The following is a 17,217-nucleotide window of genomic DNA, read 5'->3' as shown; positions in this document are numbered from 1 at the left end:
ACTGCGAGCGGCGCGGCACCTGGGTCTACTACTGGATCGTCCCCGAGACGGTGAACCGGCTCGGCGCCCTGTTCGCGCCGCTGGCCGAACCCGCCCCCGGACCGGTCGAGGCGGAGCTCACCACCGCATGACCGCATCCCCTGCCGGCTGTCCCCGGCGGCCGCCGAGCTTTACCCCGGCACGCCGCACCCGTCCCCATCTGACCAAGCCCTACTGGTCAGTGAGCAGCTGCTTCCGGAAGTTCTGGAGGTCGGCCGGAGCGCGAGGAAGCTCCTTGAAGGGCGAAGCCGTTGCCTTGCCGGTGGATTCTCCCGGCATGGATGAGATGGGTGGCCAGCAGGACACCGCCGCGGGCGGCGAGGTCGTCCAGCACTCGGTGGCGGGAGTCGGCGGCCTGCTCAGGGTCATCGCAGAGGGAGGAGGAGATGTCCGGCCGGGCCAGCTGCAGGGGGTGGTGGAGCAGGTCGCCTGCGATCACAGCGGTCTGTCCTTCGTCGGTCACCTCCACGACGAGGTGGCCGGGAGTGTGCCCGGGCGCGGGAAGCAGCCGTACGCCGTCGTCGATCCGGTGGGCTCCGGTGACCAGATCCAGCTGCCCGGCCTTCTCCACCGGATGGATGCACTGGGCGATTCGCTCGGCGTGCCGGACGCCTCCCTCGGCGAGGCGCTCGTATTCGGCTTCGGCGAGAAGGTAGCGCGCGGCGGGAAAGGCCGGCCGAAGCGCGTCGGTCGTGTTCCAGCCGACGTGGTCGTGGTGGAGGTGGGTGTTGACGACGGCGTCCACGGTGGCGGGATCGATGCCGGCTTCGGCGAGGGTGGTCATCCACCGGGAGGTGAAACCGGGGAAAGGGCCGTTCTTCCCCTGTTTTCTCCCGCCGAGGCAGGTGTCGACCAGGATCGTCGTGCCCGCTCCGAGAACGGCGAAGCCCGTGACGACCATCGGCTCGCGCATGCCGTCGGCAGCGAGCAGCCCGGCGAGGTCGGACGCCGGGAGGCCGGGGAACAGTCGTTCGGGCGGGAGGACGTCTCCGGCCGCGTCGATCAGCGGGACGACGGTGCGACGTCCGATGGCCACGGGTTCGGGCTGGGACGGGATGTACAGGGGCATGAGCGGCTCCAGGGGTGGCTTTCCGTCGCGGGCGAAGCCCGTTGGAAAGGAAGTACCGCTCGACGGGATCGACGGGCAACGACCAGGTCAGACGGTGGTGTCCGTTACCGGACATCCCAGGGTCCCCTGTTCGCGAACGTCTCCGCGCGAAGGACCTCGCCTGTCCCGGTCCGGAGCCGCCGGAGGCCGCACGCGGGTCTCGCCCGCTGAATCCGTGGGTCCGCCGGGCAGGCCGGCGTGCGCGGCGGACATCATCCTGCGGAAGACCGTCTCCAGCATCACGGGCGTCTCGGCCGTGTTGTCGTCCGTCCAGCGGGAGACCAGGGCCATGAACGCGCCGACGGCACAGGCCACGATCAGATCCAGCTCGGCCGGCGGTCGAGCACCGTCGGGCCGGGCGGCGAGGAGCTCGGCGCGGGTGATCGATGACAGGACTCGCCGGATCCGGTCCTGAACGGCCGTGTCGCTGCCTGGGCCCGTCAGGGCGCGGACCAGATGACGGTTCTCGTCGATGTGCTCCAGCAGGGGCAGCGCGAAGGAGAACGCCGGTCCCGCCCCGTCCCCGCGGCCGGGGCGGAGGAGGTCGGCGACCTCGTCGATGTTGCTGAACAGGACGTCCTGGCGGCTGGTGAAGTGGCAGTAGAAGGTGGAGCGGCCGATGTCGGCACGCTTGATCAGATCGGTGACGGTGACCGCGCCGTAGCCCCTGTCCAGGATCAGTTCGATCAGTGCGTCCTGTACGGCGCGCCGGGTGCGGCGTACCCGGCGGTCGGGCCGGTTCATGGGGCTCTCCGTCCCTGCGCGTGCGTGGGGGTCAGTGGTGGTAGGCGTGGACGACGGCGTGGCCCCTGCCCCGGCCGATGATCCATTTGTTGACCGGGGTGGTGACGAGGAAGGCCACCAGGAAGGCCAGGGCCAGCGCGCCCCAGAACAGGCCGGTGGTCAGGCCGGCGTCCATGGCTCCGGGGATCACCAGCATGACGCCGTTGTCGACGATCTCCATGACGATGATGGAGACGGTGTCGGCGGCGAGCGCGAGCCCGATCGCGGTGCCCCAGCGCACTCCGGCGCGGCGCAGCGGGATGAGGGTGAGCAGGTAGCCGAAGAAGAAGGCCAGAGCGACGGCGAGCACGATGGTGGGCGCGGTGGACCAGTCCAGGGCGGTGCCGATCACCAGGCCGAGGACCTCGCCGATGGCGCAGCCGGTGAGGCAGTGCAGGGTGGCCGAGACGGCCATCTTCCAGGTCGTCTTCGACGCGTGCCCGGCGTGTCCTTCGTGGGCGGCATGCGACCGGTGGTCGTGCCCATGGTGGCCGGCGTGCCCGCCGCCGGCCCCCTGGTGCCCGTGTGCGGTGTGGCGGGTCGGTTCGGACATCTCATTTCCTCTGTCGCCATGGAGTTCCGACATACCCGAATTTATACCCATAGGGGGTATATGGCAAGCAGTCCGACGCGACGGCACGACGCTTTCCTCCGCTGCGGGCCCTGCATCGTGGGCACCATATGGGTGACGTCGGCCGCCCTCCGGCACCGGCCGAGCCCTGCGGGGCCGACGGCGAGGCAAGGATCTTTGAGCGCGGCGGCTCGTTCTTCTCCGCCCGTCCGGGGACGCCTCGGCACCCCGGCGGCCATGGCGCGCCGGGATGCCGAGGCGTCAGGGCGCCGGAACGAGTCAGAGGCGGTCGAGGATCTTACGCATCTGCGCGATCTCGACCTGCCGGGCGGTCTCGATCGCCTTGGCCTGAGGTGCTCCACGTCTTCCAGACCTGTCAGCACCCTACCCCGCGAGCGGCTCCACCGGCTTCTTCATGGTCCTCCTGGGATCTCGGCGTTCCACCACTTCCTTACGGCCCGCGCGGGACGACGGCGTCGGCCGGCCGCGGCCCAGGGACGCGGGGTGTCGGCCTCCCGCGTGTACGGCGTCGGGGTTGCGGTCTCTGCCGCGCCGAAGCGGCGATGACACGCCCAACGTACGACGGCCGACCGCTTCGGCTGGGCATTTACCGGTTCAGGCTGCTCCTCCGGATCATCGGCACCTAACAGCGCCAGCGGGAAGACCAGCCGGACCGTCGCTCCGGTGCTCCCGCCCTTCGTCGGCGTCCTCATCCGCCCGATCGCTCGCGGCAGAGGTACGGGCGAGCGCGAGATGACGCGGAGTCTAGGCGGGCTCCAGCCGGTGGCTTCTCAGCGTTTCCACGAAGGCCGCATGGTCTCGCTGCACCTGGTCCGCGTATGCCACAGCGAAGTCTCCCAGTGCTTCAGCGAAGGCGTCGCCCGCTCCCAGGTAGGCCGCGATCGCGGTTGCGTCACCGGAGCGGGCGTGACCATGCGCCAGCGTCCAGCCGCACAGGTCGGCGTAGCGCTTGAGCCGTCGCGGGCCCATCGTCGGGATGTCGGCAACCCCCTTCATGTCCCGGAACTGCCGCCAGTAATGGTCCCGCGGCGGAGCCGTCCGGGACCAGCCGAGGAAGATGTCGCCGCTCGCCTGCATCAACCGCTGGCCCTCCACGATGCGCTGCCCGCCGCAAGAGAACACACTACTGGGCAGGTGAGCCTCCAGCACCGACGCGCCCGCCTCCTTGACCTGCAGGAAGAGCGGTTCGTCGTGCTCATGGCCCTGCATCAGGACGATGAAGCAGCGCGTTCCGACACTGCCCACCCCCACGGCCTTCAACGCGACGTCGACCATTCGGAAACGCGACAGCAGATGCCGCCGGTCGCATGACAGCGACGACAGGTAACCGGTGAAACTCTCCTCCACCTGATGGCGGAACGCCGCCCGCTCGTCGTGCTCGCCCATCTCCCGCAGCGGAACGAGCAGCGGCGGTTCGCTTCTGATCCGTAGACGCCCGCCGGCCCTCTCGGTGAGCCTGGTCAGCACGCGCCGGCTGGTCTGCCTCCTGGCTCCCTCCTGAGCCGAGGCGAACCGTCTGCGATCCTTTCCGCGCGGGATCCTGTCCTTGATCATCTGCAGTGAGACCTGCGCGTACCACACGTCCAGCACGCCCGCGGCGGCGAACCCCGCCATGGCCCGTTGATAGGCGGTCACCGACCGCACGGCCGCCCTGCGACCTTCGGCGTCCCCGCAGCCGTTGTCACGCGCCGTGAGGACGAAACTGGCCGCCAGCCGTTTCACATCCCACTCCCACGGACCCGGTAGCGTCTCGTCGAAGTCGTTGACGTCGAAGACCTGCCGGCGCTCGGCGGAGGCGAACGTCCCGAAGTTCGCCAGGTGCGCATCACCGCACAGCTGCACGGTGAAGCCGGTGACCGGGGTGCACGTGAGATCAGCGGCCATCAGTCCCGCACTCCCCCGGGAGAAGGCCAGCGGCGACTCCGCCATCCGCGCGTGCCGTACGGGCAGTAGCCAGGGCAGCCGACCGGCTTCCTGCGCCGACAGCCGGGCGACGGGATCGGGGCGGTTGCGGGACGGCGCCCATCCGGCGTGCTCCCGGCGTGGAACGGCCTTACGAGCGGCCCTGCCCACCGCGGTCCGCTCTGCGGGCACCACCTTCCGGTTCCCCATCGCACCTCCCTGCCACCCCGGCCACACCAAGGGAGCCTCACCAAGCGGAGTCTCCCTACGTCTGTCCTCATCTCCAGCATGCGCTCGGCGCGGGCGAGTACCGGGCGGCGGGTGGGCATTCCGTCTCCGATACAGGTCGGCCGCCAGACGACGTCCGCCTCCGCAGCCGCCTTGGAGGACCGTCGGCGGTCACCGGTCCGCCCCTCCCCGGCTCCCGGTTCGGCACTGCTCACGGCCGCCGCGCTCGCTTCCGCTTGTCCGGCGCCCGCACCCCTTCTGCGCCTTGGCGCCACGTGGGGCGGTCCCCTCCCCGGCGACAGCGGGGTATCCACTGTCAGGCCGCAAAATACCCCGAGGGGGTTCGATACCTCAAGCGGTGGACGGCATCGGACAGCCGGCCGCCGCGCTTGGCCGACGTGTTCGCGGGACGGTGGGGAGCCGGGTGCCGCACGGCATTACGGCAGCCGCACCCCTCGGACCGGTTCTTCGCGCCCGAGCGGCCGCAGATCCCCGTCGCCGCCCAACCGCCGACATCGGCGTAGCCGCCGACCGCGCCCGCCGGATGGCACGACCCGATACCCGCCATCGACCGGTCCGGTTCATTCCGCCCGACAACTGGTTGCGCTATCGAACCAAATGGTTGTACGGTCGAACCATGGCGGATGATCGCGAACTTCAGGAGGCCGTGGCCAGGTTCGTCCGGGCGTTCGGTCTCCATCAACCGGACCAGACCCCCTGCGGGCAGCCCGTCCCGACCTCGGAGGCCCACGCCCTGGGCGAGCTGGCCAGGGACGGCGCGGTGCGTCAAAACGAGCTGGCACACCGGCTACGCCTGGAAAAAAGCACCACCAGCCGCCTGGTCACGCAGCTCATCAACCGCGGCTGGGCCGAGCGCACCCCGGCGCCCGACGACGGGCGCGGCGTGCTGGTCCGGCTCACCCCGCCCGGGGTGCAGGCCGCGGCCCGGCTGGCCGAGGCCAGGGCGAAGCGGTTCTCCGCCGTTTTGGACCGCGTCCCCGAGGGCGAACGCGCCGGCGTGCTGCACGCCCTGACCATTCTCACGGAGGCCATAGATGAGACTTGAGAATCGACAGAATCGACGCACCCGGGTGCTCACCGCCGCGCTCGCGACCGTCGTCGTCACCGTCGCCGCCGCGGCGGCGTACATGCTCATCGGCCAGAGCGAGCAGCGGGCGCCGGCCGACCGGCAGGCCGAGATCGCGACCAGGAGCCGGCAGGTGATGCCGTTCGACCTGGAACGCACCACGCACCGCTTCGCCGAGTCCGCCACCGGCGGCGTGCAGACGGTCATCTCCGACGACCCGGCCGACACCGAGCAGATCAGACTGATCCGCGAGCACCTGACCGCCGAGGCGGCAGGCTTCAGCAAGGGCGACTACGGCGATCCCGCCTCCATCCACGGCGGCGACATGCCGGGCCTGCGCGAGCTCGAACAAGGCCACAGCCGCATCGACATCCGCTACGCCGAACTGCCCGCCGGCGCCCGGATCACCTACACCACCGCCGACGCGTCCCTGATCACGGCACTGCACGCCTGGTTCGACGCCCAGGTCACCGACCACGGGCAGCACGCCGAACACGGCTGACCCCCGCGCACACCCGCCCTCCTTCCCCGCCGACCTCCCCATTGCGCCCCTCGGCCCTTCACGCCACCGGTACGGCGGGGCCCTCAGTGCGATGCCGGCGCGCTGGGCGGCACCGGCAGTCCGCTCCCGGCGTCGAGCATGAGCCGATTCCCGAGGGGCGCTTCGAGCGTGACGGTGACCTGGTCGATCTTGCCTATCTCAGGGCATGGCCTGTCGCCGGCGGGCTCGACGTCCACGTCGACCACCACCAGGCCGCGGGTCTCGTAGGCGCGGGCGCCGTGCGTGCGGTCGCAGGTGCCGTGCAGGTAGCGCAGCGGCAGCTCCCGCTCCCTGCCGGAGACGGGGTCGAACGCCGTCACCTCCTGGTACTCGCCGCCGTCCCGCACCGCCGGGCGCGGGGTGATCGCCGACGGGTGGACGGCGGAGCCGTCCGGCCATTGCAGCCGCCGGGCGGGCGGGGTCTCCGCAGGCAGGTCGACGTCCAGACTCCAGGCGCCGTTGTGGCCGCTCCGGTTCGCCCAGGCGGGCAACCGTTTCCAGTCCGAGGCCGCCTCCGGGTGCTCCAGCGGCACGAAGCCCTCGCGCCACGCGCGGTCGGCCGCCGAGCCCTGCCAGCGCCCGGCCATCTCGCGGGCACGGTCCTCGAACTCCCCCTGCGACATGCGACCGCCGCCGCACCCGGCCGGCAGCAGCGCCAGCGCGAGCGACCAGACCACCACGCGCCCGGCGGCTCCCGGAGCACGGAGGGGGAAAGCGCGGGACCGCCGCATCCGAACGGTATCCGTGGACAGGCGGGCAGCGGCGAACCGGGATCTCATGCTCTCGTCACGTATCCCGCCCGATGATGGTTCGATCGAGTACGGCGCGCGTCCCTGGCGGGAGCGGCTGTGCGGATGAACAGGAGAACCGATGCCTTTCGACGCGGTGCTGTGCGACTTCTACGACGTGATCGGCTACGTCGACCTGACCGAGCACGAACGGCGTGAACACGCCTGCGGGCTGGTCCCGGGTACCACGGAGAAGATCGCCTTCGCTCCTGAGTTGGCCGTACCCGTGGCCCTCGGACGGATCACGGTCGACCAGTGGACGGAGGCGATCGCCGCCGGGCTCGCCGGGCTGGCCGGCCCGCAGGACGCCGCAGAGCTGAGCAGGGGATTCATCGAGGCGGGGTGCCGGATCGACACGGAGGTCGTCGGCCTGCTCCGGCAGGCCCGGGCCCGGGTACCGGTCGTGCTGGTGTCCAACTCGACGCTCCAGCTCAACGCCGTCCTGGAGACGGCCGGGCTGGGCGGGTCCTTCGACGCGGTGGTCACCAGCGCGCAGGTGGGAGTGGCCAAACCGGACCGGCGAATCTACGAGGCCGCCGCGCAGGCCGCGGGAGCCGCCGCCCGCCGTTGCCTGTTCGTCGACGACCGGGCCGCGAACGTGGACACCGCGGTCGAGCTGGGCATGACCGGTGTCGTCTACCGCGAGCCGGACGATCTGTCCCGGGTGCTGGCCCCGTTGCTGGACGGGGATCACCGGCCGTCCTCCTCGTAGTCGAGGCCGGCCGGTTCCCGCGGGTCCCTGGTGACCGGGTCGTGCTCGTGGCCGCCGGCGATCACCTGGAGCGGGACCCGCCGGGCTCCGGCTCCCGCGGTGAGCAGGCCGGTGCCGGCGGGCGCGATGACAAGGTCCGCCATGGGGTGCCCGTATTCGCGTTGCCGCCGGTGGAAGGGGGCCGTAAGGTCCTGGGACTGTGATGCGGCAGGTAATCGGGCGATTCGTACCCGAACGGCTGGGGTCATCGTTCCGGTGGCTGCTGGGCTCGAGCTGGGTGACCAACTTCGGGGACGGCGTGGTGATGGCGGCGGCGCCGCTGCTCATCGCGTCGCTGACGCGCGACCCGTTCCTGATCTCGCTGGGAGCGCTGATCGGCTGGGCGCCGCCGCTGGTGTTCAGCCTCTACGCGGGGGTGCTGTCGGACCGGCTGGACCGGCGGCGGATCGTGCTGGCGGCCAACGCCGTACGACTGATGATCCTGGCCGGGCTGGTCGCAGTGATCGCCACCGGGACCGTGACGGTGGCCGGGGCGCTGATCGCGCTGGCGCTGATCGGGGTCACCGAGGTGTTCGCCGACAACGCCACCTCGACGCTCACCCCGATGCTGGTCGCCCGCGACGACCTCCTGGTGGCGAACGCCCGGCTGCAGACCGGGTTCCTCACCCTCAACCAGCTCGCCGGGCCGCCGCTGGGCGCGCTGCTCTTCACCGCCGGGGCGACCTGGCCGTTCGCCGGGCAGTTCCTGCTCGTCGCGGCGGGACTCGTCATGATCTCCCGGGTCTCGCTGCCGCCGCACGGGCGGGAGAGCGGCGCCGGGGGCGCGGGCCTCCGGCACGAGCTCGGGGAAGGATTCGGCTGGACGATCCGGCACGCCGCCGTGCGGACCCTGGTTCTCACCATCCTGATCTTCAACATCACGTTCGGCGCCGCCTGGTCGGTGCTGGTCCTCTACAGCCTGGAACGGCTCGATCTCGGCCCGATCGGCTTCGGCCTGCTCACCACGGTCAGCGCGATCGGCGGGCTCGTCGGCACCTCCCTCTACGGGACGATCACCCGCCGGCTCAGCCTCGGAGTGATCATGCGCGTCGGGCTGATCCTCGAGACGCTCACCCATCTCGGCCTCGCACTCACCACCTCCCCGTGGGTGGCGTCGGCGATCTTCCTGGTGTTCGGCGCACACGCGTTCATCTGGGGCACCACTTCGGTCACCGTCCGCCAGCGGGCCGTCCCGACCGAGCTGCAGGGCCGGGTGGGCAGCGTGAACACCATCTGCGTCTTCGGCGGCCTGGTCGCCGGTTCGCTCATCGGCGGGGCGCTGGCCGCCCGCTACGGCGTGACCGCCCCCTTCTGGTTCGCCTTCGCCGGCTCCGCCGTCTTCGTGGTGGCGCTCTGGCGCCAGCTCATGCACATCACCCACGACGAAACCCACGATGAGCCCGAGGCCGCCCGGCAGAGGTGAGCCCCGGCAGGTGCCGAAGTCAGCCGTTCATCAGCAGCTGCGCGACGGCCGTCCCGGGCAGTGGATGACGGCGTCCGGGCCGACGGCCTTCCCGGACTCCGCTCCTTCATCGCTCTGGGCTGCCGCGCTCATCTGCCACCGCGGAATCCGGAGGACATCACCTCCTCAGGTCCGGATCGCTTCATTTCTGAGCTTCAGGACTCACTCGTCTAATACGGCAGGTAGTAGCTGAGCACATCGGCGGTGAGCGGCGGGAAGAGTGCCTGGAACAGCTCCTCCTGCGCGGTGTAGACGTCGGGCCGGATCCGGGTCAGGCCTTCGATGCCATGTGGGCCGAACAGCAGGGCGGGCAGGTAATCGGGGGCCACGCCGGCGCCGCCCACCGCTGCGGGGCCCTGCATCGCGCCGCCGGCGGTGACCGCGCCGAGTCCGTCGGCGTGGACCGGGATCCGGTAGTGGGCGCCGAAGGTGGAGATGACGATGTCTCGGCCGGTGTGGTCTATCCCGGCGGCGGTGAGGCGGTGCCAGAGCAGTGGCCGCAGCCGGTCCAGCAGCGCCGTGACGTCCGGGATTCGGATGTAATACTGCTCCGCCTGTCGGCGTGGTTCGTGCGTGAGGAAGTCGTGCCAGGCGGCGGCGGTCACGGTGCCGGCTCGCTGGACGACCCGTACCTGCCCGTCGGGCACCAGTGCGGCGACGCCACGGAGCAGTTCCCGCGCCGCGGCCTCGTCGAGGGCGGCGGCCTCGTCGAGGGCGGCGGCCTCGGCCAGGAGCAGCTCGTCGCCTTCGAGAGGCGTGGTGCGCCCGGTGGCGATGACGGTGTCGGCGTGCTCGAGGACCCACAGGGTGCTCGCCTCGTGGGCCAGCAGCCATCGCCAGCATGCGGGTGAGTGCGGCATGGCCACGTCGAACCGGCTCTGGGTCGTCTCCTGCAGGGCCGCCATAGCCGGGATGTCGGAGGGCCGGGCGGGGCGGAGCCCCGGGGCCGCCTCGCCGGGGGGCGGGGTGTGCACAGTCAGTGCGGGCGGTATGTCGACGGCGTACTCGTAGCCGAACAGCCGGTAGAAGTACGGGATGCCGATCATCGCCTGGATGACATGGCCGCGGGCGGCGGAGCGGTCGTGGGCCCATCGCATGAGCGCCCGTACGAGCCCGCGTCCTTCGTATTCGCGGTCGGTGGCCACCAGCTCGACCTGACCGGAGGGGAGGCGGATGTCGCCGATGCGCACTTCTTCGTCGAGGAGCGTCGCGGTGGAGACGACCCGGTCGCCGTCGACGACCACGGCGCAGGCCGGCCAGCCGGCGTCGGGGTCTGCGACGACCAACCGGTGGTCGAGGGCGTCGGCGGGTTCGCCGCGTTCGGCCAGGAGCGTTCCGATCTGGTCGAGATCTGCGGGCTGCGCTTGTCTCAGGATGAGGCCCCCTGAGAGTGATACAGGCTGGGCGGGGGAGGCTGTGGGCACGGTCACGGCGGGACTATTCCACCGTGCGGGCGGTCTCGTCCATTGGTTTTCACCCTGCTCGGGGCAGGCGGGGCAGGCGTCGAAGACGATCGGCGCATCACCCTCGGGGCCCGTTCGATTTCCTCACCCGGGCAGCACGAATGTGGCCTCCAGGCCGAGCGCGGAGTGGTGTGTCCTACGCTGGCCAACGCGGCCACCGCCTGATCTTCAGTTCCATCGCACCTGGATGACCGCAGCGGTCGCCGTCTCGCGCACCTATGGCCCTATCTCTGCAGGTTCACAGGCGCGCGATCTCACCCAGCGTCACGATCTGCGGCACCCGTCTGGCTCTCCATCAGAGCTTCTACGCGGAAGGAGCGCACATCCGCCCGCTCGCCGCCCGCCGTTTTGCGGCCCGGCAGCGCAGCCGGGTTCCGCGATGATCACCATCCCGGGTAGCGGTCCGACCGGAACGGGTCCTCCCCGGATTCGTACTCGCCACCGGCGGGGCTCTCGGTGATCTGCCCGGACGCTCTGACGGACCGGTGACGGACCAGAAGGCTTCGAAGCCGGCCGGGGAGACTTCAGAAGACGTCACCGAGCGTGAGGCTCGGTCACCGACCTTCGGTTCGCTTCGTCACGAGAAGATCACACTGCGCTCATTCGCACCGCTCACCGCCATCCGGCATGCGATCGTCCGCGAAGGCGGCCACGGAAGAAAGGCACCCGATGCTCAACGGCTCACCCGGTTATGCGGTCATCGACGTGGAGACCACGGGACTGCACCCCGCCCTGCACGACCGGGTGATCGAGATCGGCATCGTGCACCTCGACCCCGCCGGCCACGTCACCGGCGAGTGGAGCACCCTCCTCAATCCCGGACGGACCTCGGCCCCCAGCACGTCCACGGCATCACCTCCGCCGACATCCGCCACGCCCCCGCCTTCGCCGACATCGCCTCCGCCCTGACCGCCCTGCTGCGCCACTACCTCACCCTGACCGGCCCCACTCCCCCAGGCACCCCCTGCTCACCACCGCGACGCAGGCCCCCTGGCCCGCCCTCCCCGACACCGCGACCCCTTGGGTACGGCGCGGCGTCTCCGCCGAACGCGACCCCCACTTCCTGGCCCGCATCCTCGACCGGCTCTCCCGTGTCCCCCGGCCCGTGACGGCCGACTCCTACCTCGCCCTGCTCGACCAGGCCCTGCTCGACCGGCACATCTCCGCGACCGAGGCCGACGCCCTCGTCCGGCTCGCTACCGACCTGGGCCTGACCCGCGCCGACGCGCAACGGCTGCACCGCGACTACCTGACCGCGCTGGCGCACGCCGCCCTGGCCGACGGCGTCGTCACCACCGCCGAACGGGCCGAGCTGGACCTCGTCACCACCTTGCTCGGCCTGCCAGGCGACGCCGCCAACGAGGCGCTCGCCCGCGCCTCGCAGGAGGCCTCCCCCGAGCTCTCCCGCTTCCAGCTCGCCCCGGGTGACCTCGTGGTCTTCACCGGCGAGATGGACGGCGGCCGGGAAACCTGGAAGGACCGCGCACGCCAGGCCGGCTACGTCCCCCATCCCAGCGGCACCAAGAAGGTCCGGCTCCTGGTCGCCGCCGACCCCGACACGCTCTCCGGCAAAGCGCGCAAGGCCCGCGCCTACGGCATCCCCATCGTCACCCCCGAGGCGTTCAACCGCATGATCACCTGAAACGGACTCCATCCGGTCCCGAGCATCACCAGGCGTCTGACGGGCTCAGCCGAGATCCCCAGAAAGAGGAGAAGCATCCATGGCCCTTGAAACCAATGACTCCATCGCATGACATGACGCAATGCCCCGCCCCTCGCGGGAGCATTCGCAAACGGATCACGGTGTCGACGACGGGTGAAAACTGGTTCTGGCCCGAATTCCGTGAGCTGAACCTCCTCGGTCGGCCAGGGGAACGCGTTTGTGTAGGAGGCCGGGGTTGGCCCGGCCGTGTATCTGCCGCTTGAGCATTTTGACGCGGTTGGCATGGCCTCACCTTCCCGAAGTTGCAGGGCGGGGTCAGCCCGGCCTTGACCGCGTCGAAGTCGCGGTGCAGGCCGGTGACGAAGGAGCACAGTCAGGCGGGTCATCGCCCCGGACCTCGTTCATCCACTGCTCAAGGCGGTCGCCACGCAGTTGCGGCACCATGTCGGCGAAGCCGCGGACGTGGTCGCGGAGCGCGGCTAGCAGCGGGTAAGCGCCGGTGAGCGCGCCGAGTCGCCACTGCTCGTCGGTGTCCAGCTTCTCGGGGTGACGTAGGAACCAGCCGATGGCCATGCAGACGCTCGGCGGTGGCGCAGTGATCGTGGTCTGTGATCTCCACGGCTGCATGGAGAGGCGCAGGACGGTGGGCTTGCCCCATGGCCAGGACACCTTCTTTGCATCCGCGACCTGACACCGAGAGGTGTCACTTCACTGCATGTGACCAAGTGCTCGCAAGCAAGTCAGTTGTGGTCCGCAGCCGCCCAGTGCGGGATCCGATGAAGCGCCTTCAATACGGAGAGGCAAACAGCGGATCAAGGTAAACCTGGCCGCGCGGCGGGGAGTCAACTACAGGCAGATGGACCAAGGAAGTGTCGATCAGAAATGAAACTCTGATCCTACATCGTCCCACCGGGATCATTAATTACTTTAATAGCGCCAGACGCAGGGATTACATCCGGTCCGGGTACACGTAAACCATTGGAAGTAAATAGCCCGCCCGAGTCATATGCTCCCACCGGAAGAGTCGCGGGAAATCACTCTCCCGGTTCACATCTGGCCGGATTTAGTCATCTACGGCGAGTGCGAAGCACATACGGAACGCGCCCCCGCAAAATGAGCGGAACGGCCGTCACCTCTCCGTCGTGTGACGGCGGCCGTCATCCGATACCGCGACTCCGATGCGGCCCTCTTCCCCTGGAAGGCGCGTGATACCTCATGCCCGCTGTGCGTTCCTGTACGCGTACACGCCTGGTGACCCTGCACCGGTTACCTCGGCTGCGGCCTGGCGAGCTGCTGAATGCCGTCGATCTGGAGTTCGCCGACACGATCGGCGCCGACCTGCACGTCCCGCCGGCCTTGGATGTACCTGCCCTCTGGGTGGACGGTTGCCTGGAGCCCGACGAACCCGCTGAGTGGTGCTCGGACGCCTCCCTCACCACCGGGCTGTCGATTCGCCATCACGAGCGCCGTTCCGGCGGGCTGCTCGTGCTCGCCGTCGATGACGTCGTCTATGCCATCAGTTTCGGTACGCACGGCCGCCAGCTCCTGGTGGATGAGCACAAAGACCCCCGTTTCGGCCTGCACTTCGCTGTACGAGCCGTCGATCCCTACCGGATCCATGATCTGGCCCGGCGGTTCCCCGCCGCCCGCGGCCGGTCCGACTTCACCCACGCTCCGGCCGGCCTGCCCATCTTCAGCTTCGGCATCGAGCCCGCCGAGATGGTCCGCCGCCTCGGCGGCGTACTCGGCCAAACGGACCTGACCTTCTGCCGGGGCAGCGGGCGCACCGCCCGGATCGAAGGATCGGCCGGCCTCCGGCTGCGGCTGGCTCTGCCCGCCGCTGACCTGGTCGCGGACATCCGCACGATCGCCGAGATCTGCAGCCGCAAGCCCCCGCACGAGTTGCTGGAATTCGTCGACAACGTCCGACCGGTCACCGATACGGAGACCACCGAGCAACTCGACACCGCTCTGGAGGAACTGCTCAGCCATGAGCGTGAGCGAGGTGAACGGCACCTGGCTCCTGCCGTACCCACCAACTGCTTGATGCACCTCGGTGACACGCGGTCGTACCTGGTCAGGATCGTCGGCGCGCATGCCGGAAGCCACGATCACCTCGATCTGGAGGCGATCACGGCGCCGCTCCAGCGGCAGCCTTTCGGAAACCGGGTGCAGGCACTGCGCAAGAGCCGGATCCAGTTGTGTGCATCCTCCGGCGGAACGCATCCCATCACCGGCGCCGCCGCCCTCAGGTGGCTCGAGGCGGACTGTTCCATCGGCTCCCGGCGCTTCCACCTGCTGGACGGCCACTGGTACGAGATCGGGGAGGCCTACCTCGACGGAGTCCGGGGACAGGTCACCCGCATTCTCTCCGCCCCGCCCTCGCTGGATCTGCCCGCCTGGCAGAACGGCTGGACCGAGCGGGAGTACAACGGCGAGGTGCCGTTCCTACGCGACGGTTACGTGTGCCTGGACCGCATGGGTGTCCGCAATCCTCTGAACAGGAGCAACTGGATCGAGATCTGTGACCTGCTCGGCCCCGACGACGAACTCGTCCATGTCAAGCAGGCCGAGGGCTCATCGCCGCTGAGCCACCTTTTCCACCAGGCCCTGGTGTCCGCCCAGGCCCTGGCGTACTCTCCTGCGGCCCGCACGCAGTTCGCCGCACTCGTCGCGCGGGAAAGCCCTGGCCGGACCATCCCCGACGACTTCCAGCCCAAGAAAGTCGTGCTCGCCATCCTCCTGAAGCACGGTGCGGCCCTGACCGCGGGCACGCTGTTCCCCTTCTCTCAGATCACGCTGGCCCACACCGCCATCACGTTGCAGGAACAGCACCATGTGGACCTTGAGGTCATCGCCATCCCTTGTGCAACCGCCTGAATGACTTCCCGGAGACCTTCATGGAACCCCCTTATGTGCCTTCCCCTTCCCGGTCATGCCTGCGTTCGGTCGCCCCCCGTGCCGCGGCGACCGCTGCCGCCCTGGTGGTCGCCGGCGGCTTCGTGTGGCTGGTCATCACCATCTGCCGGCTCGTCTTCACCTTCATCGTCACTCACCAAACCGCGATCTTGGTCATCCTGCTCACCACGCTCTTCCTCGGACTCGGCGGCGTCATAGTCCACACCGTCGCCGAACACGAGCGGAAGCTGCTTCAGCAGAGCATCAAGGACCGCGCCAGACTGGAATCGATCGACGCCATGAGCGGGCACGACTTCGAGCATTTCGTCGCCGATCTGCTACGCGCGAGCGGCCTGCTTCACGTCCGAGTGATTGGCCGCAGTGGCGATAGAGGAGTCGACATCACCGCGTGCACGCGGGCAGGCCGTAAGATCGCCGTTCAGTGCAAGCGGCAGGCCGCCTCGATCGGCGCGGACCGTATCCGCAACCTCATAGGCGCCGTGCACTGCACATACACCGGCCATCACCCCGTTCTGATCACATCGAGTGGGTTCACCTGGCCCGCCGCGGATGAAGGTCGCGGGAAAGTCACCATGATCGGCCGGGCTCGGCTCGTCGAGTGGATGAACGGCAAGCCGCTGGAGCTATGACAGCCTAGTTTCTCCGGGATGGCCCCGGAAACAAAGGCGGATTCCAGTGATCATCGCGACGGAGGCGTCGACGGCCAGCAGACACCGGGGCTGGAGCCGTTCGGTCAGGACACGGCTGGTGGTGCCGCGCCCGCAGCCGATGTCGGCGACCACCGCCCCGGAAGCTATAGGTAGGTGAGCGGCGGCCAGCTCGGCGATGACGTCGGCCACGGGACGGCCGCTCGTCTTGGCTCGGTGCAAGGCCCTTGTACGCGCCGCCAGCCGGGCTCCGCTCCCGTACAGCTCCCACTGGGCGGTGGAGCTGGTGAAGGCGTTGGCCGTACTCATGGCCTCCGCCCGGTCGTGCAGGCGAGTGCCGGTGAGCGGCGGCTCAGCGCCAGGCGGCGACCTGCTCCAGCCAGCGGCGGGTCTGACGCCGTCCGCGCAGGAAGACCACCTGCTTGTCCCCCGCGAACCGCTGGATCTTGTCGAGTACCTGAGGCCGCATCCGTCGGCGGTAGGTGGCGACGTAGGTGACCACACCCCAGTGGATGCGGTTGTAGACGTCCGCACCGGCACGGTCCCGGCCACCGGAGCGGCCGTGCCCCTGGCCGAGGTACGGCTGCTCCCGCCGATCGAGCCGCCCTCGGTCCGCGACTTCGTCACCTTCGAGGAGCACGTCGAGGGCGTCCGCCGCAGCGTGAGCGGCGCGGCGGGCGTCCCGGACGCCTGGTACGACGCGCCGACCTTCTACTTCACCAACCCGCACGCGATGGTCGGCGCCCACGACGACGTGCCCGTGCCGCCCAGCTCGCAGGCACTGGACTTCGAGCTGGAGGTGGCCGCGGTCAGACGGCTTCCTGAACCTCGCACTGACCGCCGAGGTCAACGGGGCCGAGGTGGGCCGGGACCTGCTGTCCAACATGGGCTGGCCGTTCGAGGAGCTGGTCGCCTACGCCTCCCGGGGCGCGTGGGTACGGCCCGGCGACGTGCTCGGCTCGGGCACCCGCGGCAACGGCGGCTGCCTGGCCGAGCTGTGGGGCCTGCGCGGCCGGCAGGACCCGCCGCCGCTCACGCCAGGCGACGTCATCACCCTCACCGTCGAGGGGATCGGCGCCGTCTCCAACCGGATCGTCCCCGGCACGGAGCCCCTGCCGATCCCGCCCGCCCGCAAGCGCCCGCGCACCCGTCCCTGACCGCGGGCCCGGCCGTCCCGCCGGGGTCCGACCCCTCCTCTCGGACCCCGGCGGGTCCGGCGCCGGCGGTTCCCCACCCGGGTGCGG

19 protein-coding genes and 1 pseudogene are annotated in these 17,217 nt (G+C 70.0%); 10 read left to right on the top strand and 10 right to left on the bottom strand.

The window, feature by feature from the left end; all coding sequences use genetic code 11:
• Positions 1–217: 217 nt before the first annotated feature.
• The 4 genes from ACWJ6R_RS02115 to ACWJ6R_RS02100 all read right to left on the bottom strand — a co-directional run bounded on the left by ACWJ6R_RS02115 (position 218) and on the right by ACWJ6R_RS02100 (position 4,634).
• A complete protein-coding gene (locus tag ACWJ6R_RS02115) occupies positions 218–1,108 on the bottom strand; it encodes an MBL fold metallo-hydrolase (protein ID WP_449060566.1) in 891 nt (296 codons plus the stop codon).
• 87 nt (positions 1,109–1,195) lie between these two features.
• Positions 1,196–1,891 (bottom strand): TetR/AcrR family transcriptional regulator, encoded by a 696-nt coding sequence (locus tag ACWJ6R_RS02110; protein WP_449060565.1) that lies wholly within the window; start codon positions 1,889–1,891, stop codon positions 1,196–1,198.
• A 31-nt stretch (positions 1,892–1,922) separates the two neighbouring features.
• Positions 1,923–2,483 carry a DUF4396 domain-containing protein gene (locus ACWJ6R_RS02105; RefSeq protein WP_449060564.1) on the bottom strand — a complete coding sequence of 187 codons (561 nt, stop codon included), beginning with the start codon at positions 2,481–2,483 and terminating at the stop codon, positions 1,923–1,925.
• Positions 2,484–3,266: 783 nt separating this feature from the next.
• A complete protein-coding gene (locus tag ACWJ6R_RS02100) occupies positions 3,267–4,634 on the bottom strand; it encodes a DUF2252 domain-containing protein (RefSeq protein WP_449060563.1) in 1,368 nt (455 codons plus the stop codon).
• Between the two features lie 655 nt (positions 4,635–5,289).
• Between ACWJ6R_RS02100 and ACWJ6R_RS02095 the strand changes: the two genes are divergently transcribed.
• Complete coding sequence (locus tag ACWJ6R_RS02095; RefSeq protein WP_449060562.1) at positions 5,290–5,718, top strand: MarR family winged helix-turn-helix transcriptional regulator; 429 nt, start codon at positions 5,290–5,292, stop codon at positions 5,716–5,718.
• Positions 5,708–6,241: a hypothetical protein gene (locus ACWJ6R_RS02090; RefSeq protein WP_449060561.1), complete on the top strand. Its 534-nt coding sequence runs from the start codon at positions 5,708–5,710 to the stop codon at positions 6,239–6,241. Before ACWJ6R_RS02095 ends, ACWJ6R_RS02090 begins: the two co-directional genes overlap by 11 nt.
• Before the next feature lie 83 nt (positions 6,242–6,324).
• Here the strand turns inward: ACWJ6R_RS02090 and ACWJ6R_RS02085 are convergent, their stop codons facing one another.
• Entirely contained in the window at positions 6,325–6,960 is a 636-nt protein-coding gene (locus tag ACWJ6R_RS02085; RefSeq protein ID WP_449060560.1) for a hypothetical protein, read from the bottom strand.
• Between the two features lie 190 nt (positions 6,961–7,150).
• On the opposite strand from ACWJ6R_RS02085, the gene ACWJ6R_RS02080 reads away from it, so the two are divergent.
• Positions 7,151–7,780, top strand: coding sequence for an HAD family hydrolase (locus ACWJ6R_RS02080; RefSeq protein ID WP_449060559.1), 630 nt, complete (start codon positions 7,151–7,153; stop codon positions 7,778–7,780).
• Here the strand turns inward: ACWJ6R_RS02080 and ACWJ6R_RS02075 are convergent.
• Positions 7,759–7,923, bottom strand: a complete 165-nt coding sequence (locus tag ACWJ6R_RS02075) for a hypothetical protein (protein WP_449060558.1) — start codon at positions 7,921–7,923, stop codon at positions 7,759–7,761. The genes ACWJ6R_RS02080 and ACWJ6R_RS02075 overlap by 22 nt on opposite strands.
• Positions 7,924–7,982: 59 nt before the next feature.
• Here ACWJ6R_RS02075 and ACWJ6R_RS02070 point away from each other — a divergent pair, with 59 nt between their 5' ends.
• Complete coding sequence (locus ACWJ6R_RS02070; RefSeq protein ID WP_449060557.1) at positions 7,983–9,242, top strand: MFS transporter; 1,260 nt, start codon at positions 7,983–7,985, stop codon at positions 9,240–9,242.
• 209 nt (positions 9,243–9,451) lie between these two features.
• Here ACWJ6R_RS02070 and ACWJ6R_RS02065 read toward each other — a convergent pair whose 3' ends face one another.
• Positions 9,452–10,711: a GNAT family N-acetyltransferase gene (locus ACWJ6R_RS02065; protein ID WP_449060556.1), complete on the bottom strand. Its 1,260-nt coding sequence runs from the start codon at positions 10,709–10,711 to the stop codon at positions 9,452–9,454.
• Positions 10,712–11,413: 702 nt separating this feature from the next.
• Between ACWJ6R_RS02065 and ACWJ6R_RS02060 the strand changes: the two genes are divergently transcribed.
• The gene (locus ACWJ6R_RS02060) at positions 11,414–11,653 is read left to right on the top strand and encodes an exonuclease domain-containing protein (protein ID WP_449060555.1); all 240 of its coding nucleotides are present in this window, start codon (positions 11,414–11,416) and stop codon (positions 11,651–11,653) included.
• A 196-nt stretch (positions 11,654–11,849) separates the two neighbouring features.
• Positions 11,850–12,386 (top strand): hypothetical protein, encoded by a 537-nt coding sequence (locus ACWJ6R_RS02055; protein WP_449060554.1) that lies wholly within the window; start codon positions 11,850–11,852, stop codon positions 12,384–12,386.
• Between the two features lie 336 nt (positions 12,387–12,722).
• Here ACWJ6R_RS02055 and ACWJ6R_RS02050 read toward each other — a convergent pair whose 3' ends face one another.
• Positions 12,723–13,076 carry a hypothetical protein gene (locus ACWJ6R_RS02050; RefSeq protein WP_449060553.1) on the bottom strand — a complete coding sequence of 118 codons (354 nt, stop codon included), beginning with the start codon at positions 13,074–13,076 and terminating at the stop codon, positions 12,723–12,725.
• Positions 13,077–13,658: 582 nt separating this feature from the next.
• On the opposite strand from ACWJ6R_RS02050, the gene ACWJ6R_RS02045 reads away from it, so the two are divergent.
• Both ACWJ6R_RS02045 and ACWJ6R_RS02040 read left to right on the top strand, forming a co-directional pair.
• Positions 13,659–15,287: a DUF6119 family protein gene (locus tag ACWJ6R_RS02045; RefSeq protein WP_449060552.1), complete on the top strand. Its 1,629-nt coding sequence runs from the start codon at positions 13,659–13,661 to the stop codon at positions 15,285–15,287.
• Positions 15,272–15,955 (top strand): restriction endonuclease, encoded by a 684-nt coding sequence (locus ACWJ6R_RS02040; RefSeq protein WP_449060551.1) that lies wholly within the window; start codon positions 15,272–15,274, stop codon positions 15,953–15,955. The genes ACWJ6R_RS02045 and ACWJ6R_RS02040 overlap by 16 nt, the downstream gene beginning before the upstream one ends.
• Here the strand turns inward: ACWJ6R_RS02040 and ACWJ6R_RS02035 are convergent.
• A complete protein-coding gene (locus ACWJ6R_RS02035; RefSeq protein WP_449060550.1) occupies positions 15,950–16,282 on the bottom strand; it encodes a hypothetical protein in 333 nt (110 codons plus the stop codon). The two genes, ACWJ6R_RS02040 and ACWJ6R_RS02035, sit on opposite strands and share 6 nt — an antisense overlap.
• 43 nt (positions 16,283–16,325) lie before the next feature.
• Positions 16,326–16,613, bottom strand: a complete 288-nt coding sequence (locus ACWJ6R_RS02030) for a hypothetical protein (RefSeq protein ID WP_449060549.1) — start codon at positions 16,611–16,613, stop codon at positions 16,326–16,328.
• On the opposite strand from ACWJ6R_RS02030, the pseudogene ACWJ6R_RS02025 reads away from it, so the two are divergent.
• A pseudogene (locus tag ACWJ6R_RS02025) lies at positions 16,536–16,724 on the top strand (fumarylacetoacetate hydrolase family protein); the annotation flags it as partial. The gene ACWJ6R_RS02030 and the pseudogene ACWJ6R_RS02025 sit on opposite strands and share 78 nt — an antisense overlap.
• A 109-nt stretch (positions 16,725–16,833) precedes the next feature.
• Positions 16,834–17,130, top strand: coding sequence for a fumarylacetoacetate hydrolase family protein (locus ACWJ6R_RS02020; protein ID WP_449060548.1), 297 nt, complete (start codon positions 16,834–16,836; stop codon positions 17,128–17,130).
• Positions 17,131–17,217 lie beyond the last annotated feature (87 nt).

Source organism: Planomonospora algeriensis, from assembly GCF_977012225.1.
This window is presented reverse-complemented; position numbering and strand designations above follow the sequence as displayed.